Origin of the sequence: Borborobacter arsenicus, assembly GCF_003934165.1 — a bacterium.
Lineage (GTDB): Bacteria > Pseudomonadota > Alphaproteobacteria > Rhizobiales > Rhizobiaceae > Pseudaminobacter > Pseudaminobacter arsenicus.
Genome location: NZ_RKST01000117.1, coordinates 1 through 335, shown reverse-complemented (window position 1 = coordinate 335; position 335 = coordinate 1). Strand labels below are relative to the sequence as shown.

Here is a 335-nt window from a genome sequence, read left to right as displayed (position 1 = left end):
TTCTTGACGCCGCCATTCATCTTCAGCGCCCGCACCGTCGCCACGATGACGGCGGCCGAAGGCTTCAGCCCGGCCTTGCGGCACTTGATGTCGAAGAACTTCTCGGCGCCCAGGTCGGCACCGAAGCCGGCTTCGGTCACCACATAGTCGGCAAGCTTGAGCGCGGTCGAGGTCGCCATCACCGAGTTGCAGCCATGGGCGATGTTGGCAAACGGCCCGCCATGCACGAAGGCCGGGTTGTTCTCCAGCGTCTGCACCAGATTGGGCTGCAGCGCATCCTTGAGCAGCACCGTCATGGCGCCATTGGCCTTGAGGTCGCGGGCAAAGACTGGGGT

1 protein-coding gene is annotated in these 335 nt (G+C 64.2%); it reads right to left on the bottom strand.

Annotated features, from left to right (window positions below):
* Positions 1-335 (bottom strand): formate--tetrahydrofolate ligase (locus tag EET67_RS25465; RefSeq protein WP_128628930.1); only part of this gene is annotated, 335 nt, incomplete at both ends.